The following is a 19,710-nucleotide window of genomic DNA, read 5'->3' as shown; positions in this document are numbered from 1 at the left end:
GATTCCCGATGGATATACGTCTCAAAACCGACATAGTGGCAAGTAGTGTGTGATCGCCTGGGATGCTCGTTCAGAGAACCGTTGCAAGCGTTACCACCGATGAACCCAGCATCAGCGCGGCCAGGCGTGCATTCCCAGAAAAGTGGCGACATAGCAGCGGGTAGAGCATCCCACCGGCTACCGCTCCGAGAAGCGCCAGCACCTGACTGTCGCGGGATGCGTCCAGCGTCAAACGCAGGCCGAAGAACAGTGCCACGACCGAAAGCGGAGGGACCAGCACAACTGCGGCGCGACCGACACGGCCAGCGCCGAACCGGAATTTTGTGGCGGCAAGCCGCTCGGCCCAACGCCCCTGACGAAATTGAAACAAGGGATGAAGGATGGCAGCCAATGGCCACACCCACAACAGCCACCAGAAAAATGCCGCCAGACGCCGCAGCACAAAATAGTCGACATTGGGCACCAGCGAACGCAGCAAGGCGCGGGATCCGCTTTCGCTTTGCACGGCGCCGGCGCCGAGTGTTTGTGCTCGCAGCTTTACCGCAGGATCGAGTTGCTGATAAATTGGGTCCGATAACTGCGCGATCAGGGCCTTGCCAGCCTCGTCGGCGCGCTTGCGCGCCAAACCCAGCGCCACCTGATCTCCCACAACCGCAGGGTCCACCGGATCGGCCACGCGCGCTTGCAGAACAAGGGCATGCACCTGCCCACCGTCGCGGATAACATCAAGGAAGCGGTGGCTTGCCGCCATGCGTTCAAGCCGGTCCAATACTGTCGGCGCCAATTGCTCGCTGTTCTGTGTGTAGGTTGCATAGCCGCCTAACCAGTGATGCATCTGCAATTGGCCGCGAAGATCGTTCATCTGGGCAGGTGACGGGGGCTGCGCTTGTGGCAAACGCGATAGCATCGCCACAGCCTGCGCCTCCTGGCTGGCATCGGTTGCGGTCAGTCCGATCATCACGAAACGAAACTGCGCGCGCCCGGCAAAGAAACGGGGATTGGCGCGCACAAAGGCATCGACTTCGTCGGCCGACGGATGCTGCCCGATACCTGACTCGACCAGACGGTTGCGCATGTACCATGCAAAAACCTGCTGACGGCGCGCGGCGCCCAGTTGGGCGAGCAGTTCAGGTGGCAGTCCACCCTCGGTGTTATCGAGCTTTTGTTCGACCACATATTCAGCGATAAGCTGGCGAATGGCCTCTTCTCGGCGGGTTGCAGGATCGCCCGTCCCCTGGGTCGCAAGGGCAGCCATTCTCTCGCTGATGTCAGCCTCGGTGATCGACGCCTTGCCCACCCGCACCACCGACGATGCGCTGTCGCTGGATTTTTGCTGGGCCTGCGCAAGAGGTGGCGCAACCGCAAGCATGAAAGGCAGTGCCAGGATCAATATTCTCCGGGGATACATTTGTTTTCCTGTTCGTATAACCGCCCCTCTCAGGGGGGCGCCCGAGGCCTATTTGGGGTCGAGATGTTGTCGCAGCGCCACGGAAGAAATGACCATGCTACGCTCGCCACGCTCATCGCTGCCTACCGCCCGCAGTTCGACGGTAAGCGCGCGGCAGTTCTCGGGAACCTGCACATTCATGGTGATCGTCTGGACTTCCTGCTTTGCGGGAAAGTCGCGAGAGGCCAACTCCTGAACCCGATCACCGTCCATCAGGCATCGCCATGTCCACACCGACAGGATAGCGGGATCATCGTCCGAAAACCCCACCACACCGCCGAAATCGTAACTGCCAGGTGGCAACAGGATCATCCTTTGAAGCAAGGTATGCGTTCGATCCGTCGGCACCATCGTGCGAATGCCACCAGCGGGCAAAATGGCAGCCTGCCCGCTGTCCAATCCCTCGATCATCCAGGTAAACGGATAGAAGGTCGGGTCTGCCGAGGCTCGGGTGATATTCATGGATTGGGTCTGCGCAATTTGCGGACCACTGAAAGTTCGCACCATCCTGAACGCTTCGTCATAAGCCTTGTGAGTGAGAACAGCCGTGATCACCTTGCGACGAAGGCTGGCAACAAGTGCGGATGGAATCGCTGCCGCATTCTCACTTAAAAGTTTGGCGATGGCCTCGGGTGGAGCCTTGTCGCCGGCATAGCGCAGAAAAGCTTGCATCCACGTCGGCGAGCGCATGACCAAAGGCCGCAACTGGCGACGCACCTCATCATACTGCAACGCATTGGCCAGCAACGGGAACAATTGTGCTTTGGCTTCCTCATGTGTCGCCAGCGCGGCATCGTAATGCGCCAGAGCATTGGCGATGTCATTATGGGCGATCGCCACATCGATCAGCGCTACCTGCGTCGCCAAATCGCGTGAAGACACTTTTGCCCCCAGCGTCAGCAGCGCAATGGCACCTTGCCGATCATGCTCCCAGCGCTCGGTTGCCATCAGCCGTATCACGGCAGGTTGCAACGGTTCGTCGGCCAGGGCGTGCGCCAGTTTCCGGCGACGTTCGTCTGTGGCAGGCAAGGGACCCAGCCCGGCATGGCCGCGATCCAGCACCAAGGCGAGGGCAACACCGTCGCGCGTTGCGATTTCCGCCACCAAGTCCGGTGCCGTAGCGCGCTCAGCCGCAATGAACGCATGCCAGCCGCTGGCCACCGCCATGACTACCGCCACCAGTCGCAGCACACTGACTTGCAAACCAGGCCGGATAGAATGTGGGATACTTGCGAGCATAAGCCTCAAGCGACAGTTCCGTCGCCTGCTTCGGCCACGCGTTTGCGGCCATACCCGTAGCCGTAGCCATAAGCGTAACCATACCCGTAGCGCATCTGCTGCTTGGTCAGCAGTGCCCCCACAATCTTGACTTTGCTCATCAGCAGGCGATTAAGCGCAATATGTACAGCGCGCTGGGAAGGCCCATCTGCTTCAACCACCAGCAGACACGCAGACACAGCTCCAGCAATAAGGGATGCATCCGCCAGATCGATGATCGGAGGCGTGTCGATAATGACATGGTCATAATGGCCAGCAGCCTGACGCAGCAGTTCAGTCAGACGAAGCTCGGTCAGCAATTCGGCAGCGTTGGGCGGTTTGGGGCCGGATGGCAGCACAGAAATGCCCCCGACCTCACCTTCACGCACCTTATCCATCCAGTTCTCATCACCGGCAAGATAATTGGATAGCCCCGGCGCATGATCATCCGTCACCTGCGAAGGGTTACGCATATCCGCGTCGATGAGCAGAACCGAACGCCCCATGCGCTTGATTACCAGTGACAAGCCAAGAGCGGTGGTACTCTTGCCCTCCTTCGGTCGGCTGCTGGTGATCATCAGCGAGGATGGAATGCCCTGGCTGGTGGCGAACGTCAGCGCCGTACGCAGGTTGACATAGCTTTCATACAGAAGCGACCGACTATCGGTCAGTGCTTCCCGTATATTGCCATCTTCCAGCAAAGGCACATGGCCAAGCACGGGCACGTCAAGCAGTTTTGCCAGCACTTCGGGATCGTGGATTGATTGCCCGATATGTTCGATCGCGAAAACCATCGCCCCCGACAGAACAAGACCGAGTAGCAGGGCGAAGGCCATGTTCTTCAAGAGATTGGGAGAAGACGGCGCGTTGGGCGCGACGGCTGGTTCGACAACACTGACCTGGCTAGCGCCGATAGTGCCATTGATGCCGATTTCCTTGTAGCGTTGCAACAGGGCGTCATAAAGTTGGCGGTTGGTATCAGCTTCCCGCTGGTAGATGTTGTATTCCACGGCGGCATGTTGTTGCTGGCCAAGTTGGCGCCGCAAATCGCTGACTTGGCGAACCAGTTCCTGTTCCTGATCGTGCGCCTCGCGATAGTTTTGCTGGGCGTTTTCCTGGATACGCCGAACAGAAGTTTTTATATCCCGGTCCATCTGCGCGATCTGTGCGTTCAGCTCTTGCGCGGCAGGATAAGTTGGTTCGTGCTGCACGAGAATTTGCTCACGCTGCACCGCTAGTTGAGTACGGGCCTGTCGCAGGGCGACGACCGAAGCATCGAGACTGACCTCGCCTTCATCACCACGGAGTCGGGTCTCGGCGGCCACTCGTGCCTGCGTCGCCAGCGCGAGCGCTTGAACGCGCGCGGCAAGCGTCATTTCGAGCACGGTCTGTGAGTCAGCCGTACGTCCATCGGGCGTAACCACGTGACCCAATCGTTCGAGACCCTGATTGACCGAATAGGCGATGGACTGACGTTCAGACTGCTCCAGCTTTTCCTTCATCGTGGCCAGTCGCTCTTCCAGGAAACGACGGGCATCAGCGGTCGAAGCGTATTGCTGGTCAAGGCGGGAATCGGTGAAGGTCTTGATCCACTGTTGCGCAATCCGCGCGGATATTTCAGGGGAGCGGCTGGTGTATTTGACATCGACCAGCTTGGAATCCTTCACCGGTTCGACAGCAATGTGAGACAACAAAAGCTGCGCAGCCTTCTTTTCCCGCGCGTTGCGATCACCCGGATCACCGCCCAATCCGTTGGGCGTCAGAGCAATGCCGTGCGCCACGAAAAAGTCCGAACTGTTGGCCAGATCCAGAGACCGGACGATCCGCTCCGCCAGAGGCCGCGCCTGGAGCAGCGCATATTGCGTGACATAGAACTCGTTGGTCTGACCGCCCTGTTCTCCCTGATCGCCTTGTACACGGCTGACATCGGTGATGTGTTTTTGCTCGCGATCGATCTCGATACGAACCTTAGCTGTGTAGAGTGGCGGCGTCAGAAGTGTAATTATGACGCCAAGTACCAGACATACCGAAATTATTCCGAGAATCATCCAGCGAAATTGAGCGATCGTTCGCCAATAATATAAAATATAGGGGAGGGCAGGCGCCCTTGCGCCAAAGTCGGTATCGCCTTCCACAATCGGTGCGTCTGGAGAAATGACGCCAGTTGGTGTGAGATTATTGTTCACGAATTAATCCATCTGCTGTCAGCCGAAGGCGGGCAGGCGCCCCCCCCCGCATCAAAGTCTCTGGATCGCCACAACCAGTGGGGTGACCCACAAGGGGGCGGAAGACATCACGTCCTTGAAAATCTGGCGGGCACGCGATTCACCGACTATAACGAAATCCTGCGCATAGACTTCCGGGTCGCCATAGCGCCCATCCATGATTGCCCGTACATTGTACAATGCCGCATATTTGGTGCCGTGCACTTCACGGAAGATGACCACATATTTGAGATTGCCGATGTCAGTACTTCCCTTGGCCAAGGCAAGAGCGCGCAAAAGCGTCATCCGCCCCATGACCGGGAACGAACCAGGATTTTTCACCTCGCCCGAGATCGTGATGATCTGGCTGACCGCTTCGACCAGATTGACCGTCACCTGCGGGTCGCGCAGGTAGCGCCCTCTCAGGCTGGCCTTCACGATTTCCTCGATTTGCAAAGGCGTTTTTCCAGCGACCTGCACGATGCCCACCAGGGGAACGGAAATTCGGCCACTTGCATCGACCTGAATATCCACTGCGGCCAGCTCGGGAATGGCAAACACACCGATCCTCAAACGGTCGTAAGGGCCAACGAGATAAGGCCGGTCGGCGGAAAAGTTGCCTGAGGTATCCGTGTCGGGTGCTGGCAGGCTGGATGCCTTCACGACGGTCAAGGTCTGCGGATCCGCCCCGTTCAGGTTCGGTCCGGCACAACTCGCCAGCAGCACACAGGTTGCCAGTCCGATATAAGCACGATGAAACATGATGGGTCTGTCTGATCAATTAGAGTGTTTGGTTCGATGCACCATTCACGCCCTGCGTCGAACGCGGCAACCACAGGGTGGCTGTGACGAACAGGCAGGCCATGAGCGGCGTGCGCAGTGGATAATCCGCCAGACTTCCCAGGGAGATGATCGTCACGATTACCACCCCGAGGCGGTAGAAACGGTCTGGAGTGGGAAGCGTCTTCTGGCGAATGAGACGCCAAACCCGCTTCACCACTGTCGCGTATCCGACCAAAGCAACCACCAGCAGAGCGATGCCACCCACCCCCCCGGTCAGCAGCAGATCGGCCAGTTCATCATGCGCTTGGTTGAAATAAGCCTGGCTTAACAATCGTGCCGGTTCATGCAGTTGGATGACCTGCGCAAAGCTGCCGGTTCCGGCACCGAGCGGTAAATAGTCGGCCGCACTTGCCAGTGTGAGTGCCAGCAATTCCCAGCGCGTGTCGTTCGCCAATCCGAAATCAGTCAAACGCGAGAAGGCGTCCGCCCGCAGGGCGCTGGCCGCCAGCGTCACCGAACCGACAACGCCCGCGAGGCTGAAGGTTAGAATGCGTTCCGATGACCAAAGCCGCCCAAGAAAAGAAATTCGCCACGTTTTTGAATAAGGTGTCTGATAGAGGAACGGCGTGCAAGCAATGGCGAAAATACCCAGCACGAACCCGCTGCGTGATCCGGTCACGAGTAGCATCGGCACCGTCAAAATTATGCCCGCTACACTCGTTAAACGCCGCATTTTTAGCATCCTGGGCTTGCCTCCACGCCGCGATGCCAGTTCCGCCAGCATCGGGATCATGCAATCGAGCAGGATGGCTTGGTGGTTGCGGTTGGCGAACAGTCCGACACCAGCGCCATGATTGGTCACCTTATACCAGTAAAGATGCGATCCGAGTTCCGGCAGAGCGATCTGGAGCAGTCCGATCAGCCCGCTAACGCAGCCAATGATTAGCCACACATCGAGGAGACGAATTCGCTGCTTCTCATCCAGCCGTGTGCCAAGCACTAACATGGCAAGAGGAACCGCTAAAAACCAGAAACTGCCCCATGTCGCCTCGGGCGTCAGCGTCAATGGCCTCCAGACAGCTGTGAGTCCTGCGGCATGATCGATTTGAGCGACAATCCCTCGACCGGGCAATGCCTGCCAGACGGCTAGCGGCAAGGGCACCAGTTGCACTCCCACGAAAGTCAGCAACGCCGCCGCAAAGAGGCCATGTCGGAAATAGGCGGCGGGCCATGTTTTCAAGCTCGGGGCGCCAATTGCCAGCATTGCCCAAGCCAGCGGGTATAGCACGACCAGCGCGGTGCAGTCTCCGCGTGGGCTACCTCCCAACACAGCGACAATCAACAGAAATGCGGTAATCAAGACCATCGGGGTAACCCCGGTCACGGACTGACCGAGTTGCTCCCGCCCGACGCCAGCGCGGCCCCACCACCTGCCAAAAGCAGGCCGCCGAAAACATAAGCGATGGACGGCACATTGGCCAAAAAGCCGCCAGAGGAAATGGCAACCGAAGGTGCTCCACCGACAGCCCCCTGCTTTAGGGCATTTTGGGTCAGACCCTTGGCTATGTTTGCCGGTTGTGTCCCCGGATTGGGCCACACGAAATCACTATGCGTTGAACAGGCCAGCACAGGTTGATCTCCGGCAACGGAGCAGTTCGCGCTCGGGGCTGCACCGATGGACAAGGCCATTGCCGCAGGAGATACAGGAGGTGCCACGGGAGCAGGCCCAACTGGCGGGTCGGCCGCGACCGACGGTGCGGCGACCGCGAGGGTGGTGCACGCTATCAACGCTAGCACACCTGATAGGCGGAAGGTTTTTGGCACAGCGAAAAATCCTGATTTCTTATTACGCCCTGGCCTAAAATTTATTCCGGCCAGGGAACGTGCAGACGGCAGCCTGAGGCGCCTTCTTTCGAAGGACTCTCTTGTGTTTTGGCTGTTGGCGATGCGCCGTTACACTATGGATAACCTGCTTGTTAACAGCAGGTGCAACCGGAAGCATTGGGAAAGTCCCACCCAGCATCGCCGAACGCTCGTCAGCAGCTTCTTGTTCGTATCGAGCGCAATGAGGACAGGTATAACTGACATATTCGATCAATTCCACCGGTGATCCGCCAGTCTGGGAGGCTTTGGGCAGCGCGTCCAGCAAAGACGATCGCAATGGCGCCCAGACGTGCACATCGTTGAGCAGTTTGCCGTTCAACCGAAAACTCGGGGTAGCTTCCACCCCACCCTTGACGGCAGCATCGGTCATATCCTTGATGTGCTGGATATCGACGCCATCCTTGAGGCAAACTTCCGCCGTGGCGGGAGGAACGCCAAGCGAGGCTTCGATCTGAAAAAGAGCAAGGTCGTTTGCAATGTGGATGGCCCGGTCGGAGATGTCCGGTTCCGTCCAGCCAGCCAGACGTTCAGGCGTCACCCTATCGACAATAGTTTTTTGCTGCGCGAGAAAAGCGTGATGCCGCGTAAAAAAACCCTCGCGTGGACCACATCGCACCAGAAGCGCAATCGTCAGGTCTACGGGATCGTGAATCACGGACACCACCTCGGTGCTCAAGCCGACGCCCTCATCGGCCTTAGCGATATAGGTAAACGTAGGCGTTTGGCTGACCCGAACCTCGCTGGCTTGTGCAGTGCCAGACACCGACAACCCCAAAACAGCAAGAAGGTGACACGTGGAAAGGCAAGTGAAATCGCGCGACATGGAACATCTCTTCTTGTCGATTGATCTTCAGCAGAACGCTTTTCTGTCAGGCCAAGGCAATCTTTGGCCGAACAGAGCCGCCGGATGTCGCGCGATCTGGACGCAGGGCAAAGCCCAGAACGAAAGTTCCGAATACGAAGACGGCACCGGGAAGCAGCCCGCCATCGATTTCAGGCGCGGCACCATAGTAGGCCAGCGTCGCCGACGACGTGCCGCCGTGCCAACTTCCTCCTGAAGTCTTCGAGTAGATGCTGACGGTGTTGCCCGATCCCGGAGTCAGATCCATCGAAATACCGGCGACATTGTTGCTCAAAACATATGTCGCACCGTTGTAGGTGAACTGAAACGACAGCGTGGAAATGTCATTGCCACTGCTGCTGCCGGAAAAGCTGGTCACCGTCACCGTAGAGCCACCATAGGTCGGCGCTGAGCCCGATGAGGTATCGAGGGACAAAGTACCGTCCGAGCCAACCAAGAACGTGGCATCGAGTTCCTTGCTCCCCCCGACATTGGCCACATTGCTGTTGGTCGAGAATGTAAAGTACGGCGTGGGCGTCGCGAACGCTGGGGCGGCAGGCATAGCGGCCAACATGCCAGCGATAATAAATTTGCGAAGTTTCATAATCTGATTACCTCCTCGATCAATCGGGCCACATACAAGCACAGCTACCGCACTCCGGGGAGAATCACCCAAAGACAAAGTTCATACGAACAGGACATCTTAGAAATTAGATGGCCCTATGAAGGAGGAGGGGAAGGACATTTCCACGTCCCCTCCCATCCATTGCAACAGGAGTTTCACCCTGTCTCCAGGAAGAATCTCAAGAAATTTTGCTGGAATTCCTGAAAAGCACCCATTCACAATTTTTACTTCATCACCCTTTTTCAGATTTTCATCGGCCAATGACCAAACTCCATCCGGGCAACTCTGCATCAATCGTTTTATGACTACTTCAGGCACCGGTGTGGGCATTCTCCCTTCACCAAGCACCAATAATCTGCGAACTCCATATGTACTGTTGATAGCCTGCCACCGATCACCAGAAATATTGAAGGATACGAATATGTATCCTGGGAAAAGTGGAGCAAATACAAGTACCTTATCTCTACCAAACCTCGATTTAAGTTTTGGATAAACTGGCGAAAACGCCTCAAATTTCTGATTTTCCAAATTTAATTTTGCAATTATTTCCCGGTTAGGGATAACGGAGGCAACGTACCATTTATTTCTAGAAATCATTTACCTCCATCAAAAGTCTCAGGCGGTGAGATTTCTTCATCTTCAAGTCATGGGCGAGCGCAATCCGACTAACGACAGTTGAGGTTCGCGTGGATTGAGTTCGCCTTCCCCGGAGGCGACCCGAAGGAAGCTCGCAGCGAAAACGGTCTGACATCTGTTGATCGCAGGGAGGTCGTTGTGCCCGTCTCCTACCTGCTCTCGGGAGGAACCGCCACATTATAACGCCCTTACAACGGCAAAGATGGCCCACCAAAGGAGTGCCGAAAGTGGCAAACCGAATAGAAGCCCTTTAAACAAACCGAAATCTGCAGGGACTGGCTCCACGTTGGACATGACGTCGCACTGCGCGACAGTGGGCCAAATCGCAGGGCCTTCCCTCAGGTGAGTCTTCTGCTCGATCATGCCCGCCCCCTTTCGGTAAGCTGGCACAACGGTTGCTCTGCTACGGTTCGCTCCTGTGCATTTGCCGCGTTCCGGGAAGCCAGCACCCAAGGCCGCGTCCCGGCGGCCGCCCCCCAGAAAAGGCCTTGCTGCCAGTCGGCGCCTGCTTCGCGCGCAAAGTCCGCTTGCACTTCGTCCTCAACGCCAACGGCGATTGTGGTGGCACCGAAAGTGGCGGCCAGACGGACCACCTGCGTAAACATCGCCGTTCCTTTGGCGTCTGCCACGGCCTGCCGCAGGAAGAAGCGGTCAACCTTCACAATGTCGGGCGAAAGTGCCAACAAATGGCGGATCGAAGCATAACCCGTTCCAAAATTGTCCAGCGCGATACACACGCCCAGGCGGCGCATGCGGGTCACAAAACGGACTGCAGCAGAGATATCGTGCATCCTGGCGGTTTCGGTAATTTCGATGACGAGGCGTCGAGCCATCCCTGGATCAAAACGCAAACGCCCCTCGATCTCGTCCCACCAGTCGTCGCAAATTGCACTCTGCGCGGAAATATTCACCCCAAGCACGACGTCGGGATTAAGCTCCAACTCCTCGACCACGCACGAAACAATTTTATGATCGAGTACACGGGCGAAACCCAAGTGCTCCAATGCCGCCAACGCGGCACGCGCCGACCGCACCCCACCATCTGCGGAAACAAAGGCAGGCAACGCCTCGTAATAAAGTAGCGACGCCTCGCTCCGTCCATCGCGTACCGGCTGCCACCGCAAGGCAAGCCAGTCAGCAGCAACCTCTGTCGGCGAAGAACCGAACCACCCGCCAAGCGCCCCCGCCGCAACGGCCATATTGCGCCGGTACCGCTCGCCCCATGCCGGATCTTCAAGGACAGGCTCCCCCACGAAATGCAGCGCGGTTACGCCCCGCCCCGCAGGAGCAGAAGCCGCGTCGGCGCCGAATTCCCAGCTTCCCGACAGCCACAGACATAGCGGCCCAACCGACGTCGTGATCGGTTCCAGCAGAATGACTGCGCAAAAAGCATCGACGCAAGCCCGACATCTCGTCGACAACGCCCCGACGCCGGGAACATGCAAACTCGATGTGTCTAAATTCAGGTGACCATCAGGCCCAACGTGTATGGAGCCACCGCCGTCAACCAAGTCGCCAAGGATGCGAGATGCGACAATACCAGACACTTCCTCGGCGGTATGGTCACCCCACGCCTGCTTGATGTGGTGGTAGTTGCGAATCTGGAACGCGAAATGGACGGGGCAAACAAGTTCCTGGGCACGAGCAGTTAACCCACCCGACCAGCCGCTCCCCCACCTTCGCGTTGCCTGCTGCATTGCATCGCCCCTAACCTGTGCCAACCACGGCATTGGTCCTGCGACGCTCTATCCAATTCTGTATCAACCACGTCTGGAGACGGTTTCAGTAACATTTACCCCGCAAGCATCACTTCTGAAAAAAGGCTTAACCAGGGTTGTGAACGGATGCTATGGACGATCTTTAACAAATGTGGTCAACGAAAATACTTAACGCCTAGAGAAGTTGATGTCTTTACGAAAAGTGCGAGAGATTTTAACATTGAAATCACAGCATTTTCTTTGATGCTTGCCTTCACCGGGTGCAGAATTTCCGAGGCGTTGGCGCTAACTGCGGATAGCATCGATTTCGAAGCCAAGCATATTGTATTTAAATGTTTGAAAAAGCGAGGAAAGATTGTGTTCCGCGCGGTTCCCGTGCCACCAGCCTATCTCGGCTTGCTTTCACGCTGGATTTCCTCGCGCAGCAATCGTCACGCCCCGCTTTGGCCTTGGTCACGAATGACGGCTTATCGGCGGATTTGTGACGTGATGCGTGCAGCCAAAATCGAGGGCAGTTACGCCACACCCAAAGGTCTGCGTCATGCCTTTGGCGTTCGCGCCATTCAGGCAGGTGTTCCATTAACACTTGTTCAGCGCTGGCTGGGTCATGCCGACATAAAGACCACAGCCATTTACACCTGCGCGATGGGCGCCGAAGAGCGCAAAATCGCGGCGCGCATGTGGCGAAGCAAAAGTGTCTGGAGCGAGCCGAACACCAGAAAAAGGGAGTTGGATCGGTATGATAGCGATGATGACCTAGACCATTGCGATGATCGTCGTCAGCCTCCTGCTCGCCGCGCCATCGCCGGTAAAAATCGCCGATTTGTGCGGGGAATGGTGGTAAACAGCTTGCAAACAGATGCGCTTAACAAATTTATCGCCCCCTCCATTGGGCGGATCGGCAAGATACTCTCTTGCTCATTGATACAGAATTGGATAGAGTGTCACCCTGAAAATGATAATTTTTCATAATGTTACTCCTTAATGATCGACTTTTCCCGTCACGCGCGATCGTTGATCGATGCCCTTGCGCAAATGCTCGTGAACGCAATTCGTTCTCGTTAACACGGCGGCCGGAATCGCCCTCATTTTGATAAGGGAAGATGCCTGAAGCCGATTCATGTCGAGCGCTGTTTAGGATCAAGCGGATCGCTCTGGCAGGCACCACCAATCCGAACGGAAACGCGCAGCGTATCCGCTACGCTCAAAGGCGACTGCTTTGAGCGCCTGAAACTTCACCTGCGGGCCTGTCTTCCGCCAATTCCTGTTTGAGTCTTGGCCCCAAATCCATGCGTCGGCTGAGCGTTTCGACAAAGCGCTCCCAGCGCTCCTTGCCCGATGCTTGCGCCGCTTTCAGCGCACTGTCGGGCAGGGGCGCGTTGGTGATGAGCCAGAAGCGAACGAACTGGGCCAGCGTTTCATTGCCAAGTTCGACATGCCATTCCAGGCGCTCAAGCGCACGGGTCATGCGGTCCAGTCGTCGCGCAAAGGCCGCTTCCAGGCGTTCTGGACCATCGGGAGACAGATGCGAGGCCAGCGCAGCCTCGATCACGGCGGTGCGCGAGACGCGGCGCGAGCGGGCGTAATCATCGAGCTGACGCAACAAATCCTGGGGTAAGCGGAGGCTCGCTTTCTCGCGTGCGCTCTTCACAGGTCCATCCCGTCATCTGGATCGAGCGCTGCGTTGCGGGTGTTACGGATCATACCACGGTCTGCCATGCGCCGCGCCTGGGCCGCTTCACTGTCCATGTCTTCCTCGCCAAAGTTGAATTCATTGGTCCGTGCTTTCGGCGGACGCGCGATGTCCTCATGTTCCGGCAATTCCGGTTCGCGCCGGATGCCGGCGTTGGCGCTGTCATGAGCAGAAGGCGGTGTCCCGGTTGGCGCCTCGCCTTCACCAGCAACAATCGCGTCCCCCTCATCTCCTCCCGCTTTCTGGTCGCCGTCGCCAGTTGCCTCCATCGCCGGTTGGGCCGCGTTTGCACCACTCGTCACGTCTCCAGCCTCATGCAACTGATCCGGTTCGGACATCAACGGCGCCAAACTCGACCAATCGTTCTTCGGCCGCAGCCTCGGATCGAATGGCCGCGGTTCGGGGGACGGCAGCAACCGCGCCGTGAAGCGGGCATCGATGTAATAGCGTGCCTTCGCCGCCCGGATCGGCTGTGTGCTGGCGACAAAGACGATTTCCTCGTCGTCCGCAAACGCCTGCACCTCACCGGGCGTCATCAGGGCACGCGCAGTCTCGGTGCGCGACACCATGACATGACCAAGCCACGGCGCGAGCCGGTGGCCAGCATAGTTCTTCATCGAACGCTGCTCGGTTGCCGTTCCCAGCGCATCGGAAATCCGCTTGGCCGTGTGATCATCGTTGGCAGCGAAAGCGACCCGGACATGGCAATTGTCGAGGATCGCATTGTTGGCCCCGTAGGCTTTCTCGATCTGGTTCAGCGACTGGGCGATCAGGAACGCCTTGATCCCGTAACCAGCCACGAAAGCCAGCGCCGACTCGAAGAAATCGAGACGCCCCAGCGCCGGAAACTCGTCGAGCATCAAGAGCAGGCGCTGCCGATGCCCCTTCACCTGCAGCTGTTCGGTCAGGCGCCGCCCGATCTGGTTGAGCAACAGGCGGATCAGCGGCTTGGTGCGGCTGATGTCGCTGGGCGGAATGACGAGGTAGAGCGAAACCGGCTCAGACGAGGTGACGAGATCGGTGATGCGCCAGTCCGACGCCCCGGTGACCCTGGCAATCACTGGATCGCGGTAGAGGCCAAGGAAGGACATGGCGGTGGAGAGCACCCCCGACCGCTCGTTCTCGGACTTGTTGAGCAATTCGCGCGCGGCCGAGGCGATCACCGGATGGACGCCGGCCTCGCCGAGATGCAGCGTCGTCATCATCGCTCGCAAGGTGGTCTCGATCGGGCGGCGAGGATCGGACAGGAACGCCGCGACGCCGGCCAGTGTCTTGTCCTGCTCGGCATAAAGCACATGGAGGATCGCGCCGACGAGCAAGGCATGGCTCGTCTTTTCCCAATGGTTGCGCTTCTCGAGGCTGCCTTCGGGATCGACCAGCACATCGGCGACATTCTGCACATCGCGCACCTCCCATTCGCCGCGCCGCACCTCCAGCAGCGGGTTGTAAGGGTTCGAGGCCGGATTGGTGGGATCGAACAGCAGCACCCGACCATGGGCCGCGCGAAACCCCGCCGTCAATGACCAGTTCTCGCCCTTGATGTCGTGGATGATTGCGGAGCCAGGCCAGGTCAGCAGTGTGGGGATGACAAGGCCAACGCCCTTGCCCGAACGGGTCGGTGCGAAACACAGCACATGCTCTGGCCCATCGTGGCGCAGATAGCGGTTGTCGTGCCAGCCAATCACCACACCATCTTCGACGTAAAGCCCCGCCTTGCGGATTTCTTTCTCGTTAGCCCAACGTGCCGAACCATAGGTGTCGGACTTCTTCTCCTCGCGGGCGCGCCAGACCGACATGGCGATGGCGACACCGACCGCGACAAGGCTGCCGGAAGCGGCAATCATCCCACCGGTTGCGAAAATGTGCGGCGCATAGGCATCATAGGCGAACCACCACCAGAAGAAGATCCACGGGTGGTAGATCGGCCATGGCCCCAACCAGAACCAGGGTGTGCCCAGTTCCGGCTGATAGGCCAAGGCATACGCTATCCACTGCGTCGCGCTCCAGATGCCGAGCAGGGTGATGGCGAGGACGGCGAAGACCTGGCCCCAGAGAATTTTGGTGACGGACATTGGGCATTCCTCGTGATGAAGGAGGAACGAACCCGCACAATTCAGCGACTTTCAAGCGCTGATCACGCCCGTCGCAGGATAGCGCAGAAAGACAGGGAACAGGGTAGGCGCGCTTTGTCCGAGGCTTGCTCTCATAGCCCCACTGGCACAATGTTGCGAACCGCTCGCACCAGTTATTGCGACTCATTCCTAATAAGTCTAGGCCGCCCTTAAATTCAAAGACGGGGATCACCATGCGTTCTATCCTGTACGCGCCGACATTGTGCGGCGCGCTGCTCTGCTCCACCGCCGCTTTGGCCGACGAGGCCAGCGATGCGCCGGCCAAGGCAGACGATATCGTCGTCACCGCCCTCCTGCTGCGCGAGTCAGCCCAGATCGGCAAGTCCGACATCCCGGTGCTGGAAACGCCGCAGTCGGTCTCGGTGGTTCCCAAGGAACTGATCGAGGCGCGCGGGGTGACGCGCCTCGCCGATGCGCTGCGCACGGTGGCGGGCATTTCGTCGGCCAGTACCTATGGCTTCTACGACGGCTACACGATCCGCGGTTACGACGCCTCCTATTCGAGCCTCTATCTCGATGGTCTGGCCAGTGAGACGGGCGTCGGCGCCAACCAGGAGCTGTTCGGGCTGGAGCGGGTCGAAGTGCTCAAGGGCCCGGCCTCGATGCTGTTCGGTCAGGCGCCCTTGGGTGGGCTCATCAATCTCGTCAGCAAGCGCCCGCAGGATGACGCCTTCCTCAACGTCAGTCCGTCGGTAGGTTCGTGGAACAATTATGAAGGCACGATCGACGCCAATGCGCCGCTCAACAAGGACGGGAGATTGCTGGCGCGCCTCAGCGTCCTCTACCGCGATGCCGACAGTTTCGTGAAGAATGCCGGGCAGAACCGTATCTTCATCGCGCCCGCTCTCACCTGGAAGATCGGTCCCGAAACGCGCCTGACGGTGCTGTGCCGGTGGCAGCGCGACCATGACAATGCCTATTCGCCGGTCCCCGCCTATGGCACGGTCCTGCCCGGCGTTGTCAGCCTGCCCGTCGATTTTTCCCTTAACGGCAGCGGAAATCAGAAAAACCTCACCTCCTAGGACCGCAAGCAGATCGGCTATGTGTTCGAGCATAGCTTCTCGAAAGCGCTGCGCTTTACGCAGAGCCTGCGCTACACCTATCGCACTTCGGATTGGGACCGCTGGATGTTCGCCGGGGGCTTCATCGACGCCAATGGCGACAGCACCTCAACCCCTACGGCCACGCTTGGCCGCTATCTCTACGGCCCGCATCATGCGGCCTATAAGGACTTTGCCGTCGATAGCCGGATGGCAGCGGACTTCTCGACCGGACCGATCCGGCACGCCGTCGTGGTTGGCATCGATTACCGCCAGAACCGGGAAAGCTACACCAGCGGCGGCGATTATGATGCCACCGATAACCCGCTGAGCCTCACCAATCCGAACTACGCCGCCGTCCTCGTCAACAATGGCGGCACGCCTTCCGGCGACAGTTCACGCTCCCACCAGACCGGTCTCTACCTTCAGGACCATCTCAAGTTCGGTGATCGCGTCACCCTGACGCTGGGCGGCCGCTATGACTGGGTGAATGGCGACGGTGACAAGACGCATGCCTTCAGCCCCCGCGTCGGCGCAACCTATGCCGTGCTTCCGGAAGCCACGGTCTATGCCTCCTGGTCGAAGAGCTTCACGCCGCAATATCCGGGCGACCAGCAGGTGCTGGGCGTCAACAGCGATGGCAGCCTGATCCTGGGGCCTCTGCCGCCCAAGCGCGGCGAGAATTACGAGGTCGGGTTCAAATTCGCACCAAAGAACTCCACACTCTCGGGCACGATCGCGCTGTTCCAGCTCACACGTGAGAATGTCGAGACCAGCGATCCCAATCCAGCCTATGCCGACTATTATCGCGTTACCGGTCAGCAGCGCAGCCGTGGTGTCGAGGTCGAAGGTCAGTGGCGACCGGCACCGGGCTTCAGCCTCAATGTCGCCTACGCCTATATCCGGGGCAAGGTGACACGGGAAATGATCTGCCCGTCGGCATGGAACTGGGCAATTACCCGCGCCACAATCTCACCCTGTTCGGGCAATATGCGGTGCAGAACGGCGCGCTCAAGGGTCTGAGCACATCGCTTGGGATGACCTATAACAGCAGCCGCAACGGGTCGTTCGACGATGTCAATGTCGGGACGACACCGACCCTGATCCTGCCAGCCTATACGATCGTCGACGCCGGGATCGCCTACAAGCTTGCCGGCTGGGGCATTCAGGCCAATGTCGGCAATTTGTTCGACAAGCGCTACTGGCCGAGCGCGGGTCGCCTGACCCGCGTCACCGTTGGTCAGCCCCGCAGCTTCCGGCTCACCTTGTCGCGCTCGTTCTGATGTGCAGTAGGGCCGTCCTGGCGATGCCGCTCACCCGTCGTTTCTGGGTGATCGTGCATCTCTGGGCGGGGCTGGCGCTGACCTTCTTCCTGGTGATTGCCGGATTGACCGGTGCGATCATCCCCTTCGAGGAAAGCCTCGGATACGCCAGCAGCCCCGCCCTGTCGCGCGCCGTGCCGCCCTATCCGGGCGCGCATGTGCTGGATGCGGTGAGCATCGCCGAAAGGATCGAGGCTCAAACCGGCGGGCGGGTCGATTATCTGGCGCTCGACGTGCCCGATACTCATGTCATGCGTCTGTTCGTCGAAGCCGCGCCGGGCCATCCGCCGCTGGGCTGGGCTATGACACGGTCTGGGCCGATCCCTTCACCGGCATAATCCGCACCCATTTCTCCTATGGCGGCGTGCGCGACGGAGCGGTGAACATCGTGCCCTTCCTGTATCGGTTGCATTACGGCTTCGTGGCGGGGCGCTGGGGGATGCTGGCGTTTGGCGTGGCCGCACTGATCTGGACCATCGACTGCTTCGTAGGCTTCGGGCTCACCCTGCCGGTGCGTCAGAAACAGCCAGGGGCACAACGACCTGTCATGGCCTGGTGGCGGCGTTGGAAACCCTCATGGCAGATCCGGCGGCGCGCACGTGGACACAAGCTGACCTTCGACATCCACCGTGCTTCCGGCCTGTGGATGTGGCCGATGCTGCTGGTGTTTGCATGGTCGGGTGTCGGGCTGATCCTGCCACAGGTCGAACGGCCGGTGATGCATCTGTTCGGCGCAACCGACCGCTATGAACCGCCGCATCGGGCGCAACCGCTCGCCAGACCACCGATTGACCGGCGCGCCGCGATCACGCTGGCCATGCGCGAATTGACGGCGATGGGCGCCCGGCGCGGCTTCACCGTCAGCACCCTGGCGATGCTGGGGTATGATCCGGCCAGCGGTGCTTATGCGCTCTACGCCCGCACCAGCCTCGATGCCATCGACAAAGGCGGGCGCACCGAGCTGATATTCGATGCGACGGACGGCCATGTGCTGCATTGGGCCGATCCCATCGGCAAGACCGGCGCTGACCGGTTCATGACCTGGATCACCCTGCTGCATATGGCCGAGGTGTGGGGGCTACCCTTTCGTATCCTCGTCTCGGCACTGGGGCTGGGCGTGACGGCGCTCAGCATCACCGGTGTGATGATCTGGGCACGCAAGCGGCGAGCAAGGCATATCGCTGCCATTCGTTATCAGGTCGCGCGATAGGCTTTTCGGCGAGCGGAAAGCAAGGTCGGCCACCCTGGCAGGCGACCGGCCTACGCCCACGGTCACTTGGTGGTGTAGCCGCCATTGACGAGGATGGTCTGGCCGGTCATCCACCAGCCTTCGGAGACGAGAAGGCGGATGTAAGGCACGATGTCCTCGATATCGGTGAGGCCGGTCTTCGAGAAGGCCGAGAGCGCCGCCGCGCTCTTGTGATAGGCCTGCGCTTCGGGTGTTTCCTGGCCGTAGAAGAAGGGCGTATCCATCGGCCCCGGCCCGATCGCCGTCACCGAAATGCCGCGTTCGCCAAACTCCTTGGCCGCCGCGCGGGTGAAGTGCTCGACCGGCGCCTTGGTGCCCGCATAGGAAGCGTAGAATGGGGTGAAGGCGCCCAGCAGCGAGGTCACCAAAGTGCAGATCTTGCCGTTGCCGTTCAGCGACTTGCCCGCCTCTTTCAGGAAGAAGAAGGCCGATTTGGCGTTGACCGCGCTCATCTCGTCATATTCGGCTTCGGAAATGGCGAGGATCGGCTTTTTCAGCACCTTGCCGACGGTGTTGATCGCGATATCCGGCCTGCCGAAAGCGGCCACCACCTCGGCGAACAACTGTTCCACTGCCCCCGCCGTGGTGAGATCGGCCTGAAAGGCGGCGGCCTCGGCCCCAGCAGCCTTGACGGCGGCCACGGTGGCTTCGGCATCGGCCTGGGTGGCGGCGCTGTTGTAGTGGATGGCGATGGCCTTCGCGCCATAAGCGGCGAAATCGCGGGCGATCAACCCGCCCAGATTCTTGGCGCCACCGGCGATCAGCACGGTTTTGCCGGTGATGGCATGGTCGGTCATGAAGGGTCTCCTGAGCAGCAGGCGGCGGAGGTGCCGCGTGATGAGCCCGTTCTATCGTCTGGCAAATTGCGATAAAGCCGGG

Annotated in this window: 18 protein-coding genes; 6 read left to right on the top strand and 12 right to left on the bottom strand. The window is 59.2% G+C overall.

What is annotated here, in order from left to right; all coding sequences use genetic code 11:
- Positions 1–70: 70 nt before the first annotated feature.
- From AC2S2E_RS04375 to AC2S2E_RS04335, 9 genes are all read right to left on the bottom strand, one after another.
- Positions 71–1,369 (bottom strand): hypothetical protein, encoded by a 1,299-nt coding sequence (locus tag AC2S2E_RS04375; RefSeq protein ID WP_486523856.1) that lies wholly within the window; start codon positions 1,367–1,369, stop codon positions 71–73.
- A gap of 87 nt (positions 1,370–1,456) precedes the next feature.
- Entirely contained in the window at positions 1,457–2,614 is a 1,158-nt protein-coding gene (locus AC2S2E_RS04370) for a hypothetical protein (protein ID WP_486523855.1), read from the bottom strand.
- A gap of 77 nt (positions 2,615–2,691) precedes the next feature.
- A complete protein-coding gene (locus AC2S2E_RS04365; RefSeq protein WP_486523854.1) occupies positions 2,692–4,890 on the bottom strand; it encodes a GumC family protein in 2,199 nt (732 codons plus the stop codon).
- 51 nt (positions 4,891–4,941) lie between these two features.
- Complete coding sequence (locus AC2S2E_RS04360) at positions 4,942–5,670, bottom strand: polysaccharide biosynthesis/export family protein (protein WP_486523853.1); 729 nt, start codon at positions 5,668–5,670, stop codon at positions 4,942–4,944.
- A gap of 19 nt (positions 5,671–5,689) precedes the next feature.
- On the bottom strand, positions 5,690–7,057 hold the full coding sequence (locus AC2S2E_RS04355) for an O-antigen ligase family protein (protein WP_486523852.1): 1,368 nt from the start codon (positions 7,055–7,057) through the stop codon (positions 5,690–5,692).
- Between the two features lie 492 nt (positions 7,058–7,549).
- Positions 7,550–8,398 carry a DsbA family protein gene (locus AC2S2E_RS04350; RefSeq protein ID WP_486523851.1) on the bottom strand — a complete coding sequence of 283 codons (849 nt, stop codon included), beginning with the start codon at positions 8,396–8,398 and terminating at the stop codon, positions 7,550–7,552.
- A 46-nt stretch (positions 8,399–8,444) separates the two neighbouring features.
- A complete protein-coding gene (locus tag AC2S2E_RS04345; protein WP_486523850.1) occupies positions 8,445–9,020 on the bottom strand; it encodes a hypothetical protein in 576 nt (191 codons plus the stop codon).
- Positions 9,021–9,119: 99 nt separating this feature from the next.
- Positions 9,120–9,638: a transcription termination/antitermination protein NusG gene (nusG, locus tag AC2S2E_RS04340; protein ID WP_486523849.1), complete on the bottom strand. Its 519-nt coding sequence runs from the start codon at positions 9,636–9,638 to the stop codon at positions 9,120–9,122.
- A gap of 398 nt (positions 9,639–10,036) precedes the next feature.
- On the bottom strand, positions 10,037–11,374 hold the full coding sequence (locus AC2S2E_RS04335; protein WP_486523848.1) for an EAL domain-containing protein: 1,338 nt from the start codon (positions 11,372–11,374) through the stop codon (positions 10,037–10,039).
- Between the two features lie 147 nt (positions 11,375–11,521).
- On the opposite strand from AC2S2E_RS04335, the gene AC2S2E_RS04330 reads away from it, so the two are divergent.
- Positions 11,522–12,367 (top strand): tyrosine-type recombinase/integrase, encoded by an 846-nt coding sequence (locus AC2S2E_RS04330; protein ID WP_486523847.1) that lies wholly within the window; start codon positions 11,522–11,524, stop codon positions 12,365–12,367.
- A 232-nt stretch (positions 12,368–12,599) separates the two neighbouring features.
- Here AC2S2E_RS04330 and AC2S2E_RS04325 read toward each other — a convergent pair whose 3' ends face one another.
- Together AC2S2E_RS04325 and AC2S2E_RS04320 are read right to left on the bottom strand one after the other, a co-directional pair.
- Positions 12,600–12,998 (bottom strand): CopG family transcriptional regulator, encoded by a 399-nt coding sequence (locus tag AC2S2E_RS04325; RefSeq protein ID WP_486523845.1) that lies wholly within the window; start codon positions 12,996–12,998, stop codon positions 12,600–12,602.
- Positions 12,999–13,042: 44 nt separating this feature from the next.
- On the bottom strand, positions 13,043–15,160 hold the full coding sequence (locus AC2S2E_RS04320; RefSeq protein WP_486523844.1) for a conjugal transfer protein TraG: 2,118 nt from the start codon (positions 15,158–15,160) through the stop codon (positions 13,043–13,045).
- A gap of 233 nt (positions 15,161–15,393) precedes the next feature.
- On the opposite strand from AC2S2E_RS04320, the gene AC2S2E_RS04315 reads away from it, so the two are divergent.
- Genes AC2S2E_RS04315 through AC2S2E_RS04295 form a run of 5 tightly spaced genes read left to right on the top strand, consistent with a single transcriptional unit; the run spans position 15,394 to position 18,792 of the window.
- The gene (locus tag AC2S2E_RS04315) at positions 15,394–16,242 is read left to right on the top strand and encodes a TonB-dependent siderophore receptor (protein ID WP_486523843.1); all 849 of its coding nucleotides are present in this window, start codon (positions 15,394–15,396) and stop codon (positions 16,240–16,242) included.
- A gap of 21 nt (positions 16,243–16,263) precedes the next feature.
- The gene (locus tag AC2S2E_RS04310; protein WP_486523842.1) at positions 16,264–17,283 is read left to right on the top strand and encodes a TonB-dependent siderophore receptor; all 1,020 of its coding nucleotides are present in this window, start codon (positions 16,264–16,266) and stop codon (positions 17,281–17,283) included.
- Positions 17,202–17,543 carry a TonB-dependent receptor domain-containing protein gene (locus AC2S2E_RS04305; protein ID WP_486523841.1) on the top strand — a complete coding sequence of 114 codons (342 nt, stop codon included), beginning with the start codon at positions 17,202–17,204 and terminating at the stop codon, positions 17,541–17,543. The genes AC2S2E_RS04310 and AC2S2E_RS04305 overlap by 82 nt, the downstream gene beginning before the upstream one ends.
- Positions 17,544–17,566: 23 nt before the next feature.
- A complete protein-coding gene (locus tag AC2S2E_RS04300; RefSeq protein ID WP_486523839.1) occupies positions 17,567–17,920 on the top strand; it encodes a PepSY domain-containing protein in 354 nt (117 codons plus the stop codon).
- Positions 17,878–18,792, top strand: a complete 915-nt coding sequence (locus AC2S2E_RS04295; RefSeq protein ID WP_486524550.1) for a PepSY-associated TM helix domain-containing protein — start codon at positions 17,878–17,880, stop codon at positions 18,790–18,792. Before AC2S2E_RS04300 ends, AC2S2E_RS04295 begins: the two co-directional genes overlap by 43 nt.
- A gap of 62 nt (positions 18,793–18,854) precedes the next feature.
- On the opposite strand, the gene AC2S2E_RS04290 is transcribed toward AC2S2E_RS04295, so the two are convergent.
- Positions 18,855–19,628, bottom strand: coding sequence for an SDR family oxidoreductase (locus AC2S2E_RS04290; RefSeq protein WP_486523838.1), 774 nt, complete (start codon positions 19,626–19,628; stop codon positions 18,855–18,857).
- Between the last annotated feature and the right edge of the window lie 82 nt (positions 19,629–19,710).

This window comes from Novosphingobium sp. 550D, assembly GCF_057401885.1.
The sequence above is the reverse complement of the archived record's forward strand: the minus strand, read 5'-3'. Positions and strand labels throughout refer to the sequence as shown.

What these genes read in the sequence shown, in the direction of transcription:
- nusG (WP_486523849.1), bottom strand. Translation starts at nt 9,638, where the DNA reads ATGATTTCTAGAAATAAATGGTACGTTGCCTCCGTTATCCCTAACCGG.
- AC2S2E_RS04330 (WP_486523847.1), top strand. Translation starts at nt 11,522, where the DNA reads ATGCTATGGACGATCTTTAACAAATGTGGTCAACGAAAATACTTAACG.
- AC2S2E_RS04360 (WP_486523853.1), bottom strand. Translation starts at nt 5,670, where the DNA reads ATGTTTCATCGTGCTTATATCGGACTGGCAACCTGTGTGCTGCTGGCG.
- AC2S2E_RS04320 (WP_486523844.1), bottom strand. Translation starts at nt 15,160, where the DNA reads ATGTCCGTCACCAAAATTCTCTGGGGCCAGGTCTTCGCCGTCCTCGCC.
- AC2S2E_RS04305 (WP_486523841.1), top strand. Translation starts at nt 17,202, where the DNA reads ATGGAACTGGGCAATTACCCGCGCCACAATCTCACCCTGTTCGGGCAA.
- AC2S2E_RS04290 (WP_486523838.1), bottom strand. Translation starts at nt 19,628, where the DNA reads ATGACCGACCATGCCATCACCGGCAAAACCGTGCTGATCGCCGGTGGC.
- AC2S2E_RS04355 (WP_486523852.1), bottom strand. Translation starts at nt 7,057, where the DNA reads ATGGTCTTGATTACCGCATTTCTGTTGATTGTCGCTGTGTTGGGAGGT.
- AC2S2E_RS04335 (WP_486523848.1), bottom strand. Translation starts at nt 11,374, where the DNA reads ATGCAGCAGGCAACGCGAAGGTGGGGGAGCGGCTGGTCGGGTGGGTTA.
- AC2S2E_RS04315 (WP_486523843.1), top strand. Translation starts at nt 15,394, where the DNA reads ATGCGTTCTATCCTGTACGCGCCGACATTGTGCGGCGCGCTGCTCTGC.
- AC2S2E_RS04345 (WP_486523850.1), bottom strand. Translation starts at nt 9,020, where the DNA reads ATGAAACTTCGCAAATTTATTATCGCTGGCATGTTGGCCGCTATGCCT.
- AC2S2E_RS04300 (WP_486523839.1), top strand. Translation starts at nt 17,567, where the DNA reads ATGCCGCTCACCCGTCGTTTCTGGGTGATCGTGCATCTCTGGGCGGGG.
- AC2S2E_RS04375 (WP_486523856.1), bottom strand. Translation starts at nt 1,369, where the DNA reads ATGCTTGCGGTTGCGCCACCTCTTGCGCAGGCCCAGCAAAAATCCAGC.
- AC2S2E_RS04370 (WP_486523855.1), bottom strand. Translation starts at nt 2,614, where the DNA reads ATGGCGGTGGCCAGCGGCTGGCATGCGTTCATTGCGGCTGAGCGCGCT.
- AC2S2E_RS04350 (WP_486523851.1), bottom strand. Translation starts at nt 8,398, where the DNA reads ATGTCGCGCGATTTCACTTGCCTTTCCACGTGTCACCTTCTTGCTGTT.